This window comes from Kitasatospora sp. NPDC049285, from assembly GCF_040678815.1.
In the GTDB taxonomy this organism is placed as follows: domain Bacteria; phylum Actinomycetota; class Actinomycetes; order Streptomycetales; family Streptomycetaceae; genus Kitasatospora.
Genome location: NZ_JBFAQR010000138.1, coordinates 1 through 2,699 on the forward strand (window position 1 = coordinate 1; position 2,699 = coordinate 2,699).

At 73.0% G+C, this 2,699-nt stretch carries 1 protein-coding gene and 3 tRNA genes; 3 read left to right on the top strand and 1 reads right to left on the bottom strand.

Annotated elements, in window-relative coordinates; genetic code table 11:
* The coding region (locus AB0K51_RS34730; RefSeq protein WP_363462278.1) for a PAS domain-containing protein at window positions 1–1,919 on the bottom strand (1,919 nt) is incomplete at its 3' end.
* 201 nt (window positions 1,920–2,120) lie between these two features.
* Here AB0K51_RS34730 and AB0K51_RS34735 point away from each other — a divergent pair.
* The 3 genes from AB0K51_RS34735 to AB0K51_RS34745 all read left to right on the top strand — a co-directional run bounded on the left by AB0K51_RS34735 (window position 2,121) and on the right by AB0K51_RS34745 (window position 2,583).
* Window positions 2,121–2,211, top strand: a tRNA-Ser gene (locus tag AB0K51_RS34735).
* Window positions 2,212–2,397: 186 nt separating this feature from the next.
* A tRNA-Arg gene (locus AB0K51_RS34740) sits at window positions 2,398–2,473 on the top strand.
* A gap of 34 nt (window positions 2,474–2,507) precedes the next feature.
* A tRNA-Arg gene (locus AB0K51_RS34745) sits at window positions 2,508–2,583 on the top strand.
* Window positions 2,584–2,699 lie beyond the last annotated feature (116 nt).

Below are 2,699 nucleotides of genomic sequence, written 5' to 3' on the forward strand. Positions count from 1 at the left end.
GCGCGGCGCCGTCGCCGGCCGGTCGGCTCGCCGACCGGAGCCTCGGCGCCGGCCGCACCGGACGGGGTACCCGGCGCGTCAGGAGCGGACTCGCCGGACGAGGCCGGCTCGGGACGGTCGGCGGCCGGGGTGACCGGGCCGAGCGCGATCGGGGCGCGCGGCGCCTGGTCCGCCGTGTCCCCGCCGGCGGCCTCCAGTCGGGCGGCGGCCCGGGCCCGGCGGCGACCGGAGCCGCGGGTCTCGGCGGCCTCCGCGCCGGCGGGCGCGGGCTCGGCCGCTGACGACTCGTCAGCGGCGGCCGGTCCCGGCTTGGGGGCGCCGCCCTGCCCGGGCAGGTCGGGCAGCATCGCGGTGTCGGAGTCCTTGGGCACGTGCTGGCGCTTGACCGGGGCGCCGGAGGAGTCGCTCTCCGGGTCGATCGGCAGCTCGACCACGTAGGTCGCGCCGGCGCCGTTCGGCAGGTCGTGCCGCTGCAGCACCCCGCCGTGCCGGAGCACCGCGGCGCGGGCGATCGGCAGGTGGACGGGGCTGGCGGTGCGGGCCGGGCCGCGCACCTCGATCCGGGCGACCTCGCCGCGCTGGGCGGCGGCCAGCACCACCATCGGCGGCTGCCCGCCGGACGGCGGATCGAACGGCCCGCCGTGGGCGGCGGCCTCCGCCTCGGCGCGGGCCGGGTCGAGCGAGGGGGTGACGCCGCTGACGTCGGCGACCAGGTGGGCCAGCGCGCGGGCCAGGCGCTCCCGGTCGGCGATCACCTTCACCGCCGCCGCGTGCACCGAGTAGCGCACCCGCCCGGGGCCGACCAGTTCCCCGGCCTCCTCGACGGCGAGCTGCACCACCTCGTCCAGGCCGACGCCCTCGCGGTCGAGTTCGGCCTTGCCGCGGTCGGCGGCGGCCTCGAAGCGCTGGTGCTCCAGCACGCCGTCTATCAGCCGGCCGAAGCGGCGGCACTCGTCGGCGAGCCGGCGCAGCGTCCAGTTGGCCTCCGGCCAGAGCTGCCCGGCCGGGTCGGCGGCGAGCGCGTCGATCCGGCGGTGCAGCGCGCCGAGCGCGCCGCCGAGTTCGGACTCCAGGACGGCGGTGAGGTGCTCGTTGCGGGCGGTCAGGGCGAGTTCGGCCGTCCGGTCGGTGAAGGTCATCACCGCGCCGACCAGCTGCTCGCCGTCCCGGACCGGGGCGGTGGTCAGGTCGACGGTGACCGGGACGCCGTCCTTGCGCCACAGCACGGTGTTGCGGATCCGGTGTTTGCGGCCGGAGTGCAGGGTGTCCATCAGCGCCGAACTCTCGGCGGCGAGCGGGCTGCCGTCGGGCTGGGAGTGCTGGATCAGCGGGTGCAGCTCGCGGCCGCCGAGCTCGCTGGCGCGGTAGTCGAGGATGTGCGCGGCGGCCGGGTTGACCAGCACCACGCGGCCTTCCAGGTCGACGCCGAGGACGCCCTCGGCGGCGGCCCGCAGGATCATCTCGGTCTGCTTGTGCTGACGGCGCAGTTCGGTCTCCACGCCGAGCCGCACCGACAGGTCACGCACCAGCAGCAGGAGCAGGTCCTGGTCGGCGGTGGCGTAGGAGACGAAGCCGGGGGCCGAGCCCTCGCCGTCGTCGGTGAAGTCGTTGCCCGACACCTCGACGGTGAAGGTGTTCCCGTCGGTGCGACGGGCGGTCATTCGGACGGGTCGGTCGAGGCTCTCGGTCTCGCTCGCCGGTGGCCGCATCGAACCGGGGATTCGGCTGGGGTCGAACTCCGGCAACAGGTCCAGCACTCCCATGCCCACCAGCGAGGTGCCGGGTGCCTGCAGGCATTCCACGGCGGCCTTGTTGGCGTCGACCACGGTGCCGTTGCTGTTCACCAGCAGCAGCGGGTCGGGTAGTGCGTCGAGTATTGCGGCGAGGCGAGCAGCGCCTCGGGTCGGCCTGCTGCTCACGTCGACAGGTCTCCTCACGGCTACGGTCCGCCGCTGCGACGCGCGGCACAGGCTCTCCTCGGAGACTGGAGTATCTCATTCTTCTTTGCGTCGCGGACGACCCGGCCAGTATCGTTGTGGTGGTTGGTGCCGGGGCCTGCGGCTGTGGCATCATCGCAGTCGCACGGAGTGCGCCGGTTCGCCGGTCGTGGTCCGGGTGTTGGAGGCGTCGCCTAGTCCGGTCTATGGCGCCGCACTGCTAATGCGGTTTGGGCTTTATCGTCCATCGAGGGTTCAAATCCCTCCGCCTCCGCCTCGTTGGAAGCCCCGTCGGCCATCGGCCGGCGGGGCTTCCGCGTTGTCGGGGTCGGCGGGCGACGGTCCGCCACGGCTGGGCCGTGACCGCTTGACGGGGCCGGTGGCAATGAATTTCGCCCCAGGTCGAGGGTCATGTAATGTTGTCCCCGCAACGCCCCGGTAGGCCAGGCCGACGGGGCGAGCGCTCATAGCTCAACGGATAGAGCACTTGACTACGGATCAAGAGGTTGCAGGTTCGAATCCTGCTGAGCGCACCACTCCCCGCTCGCGGTCCCCTCGGGGATCGTCCGAGCGCTCATAGCTCAACGGATAGAGCACTTGACTACGGATCAAGAGGTTGCAGGTTCGAATCCTGCTGAGCGCACCAGCCGAAGGCCCCGGGTTCCCAGGTCGTGTCCCGTGGGGTGGTGTAGTGGTCGTGCGCCAACGGTCATGAAGTAGACGGGAGTTCGTCGAGGCCGGGGTTGTCGGGGTAGATCTTCT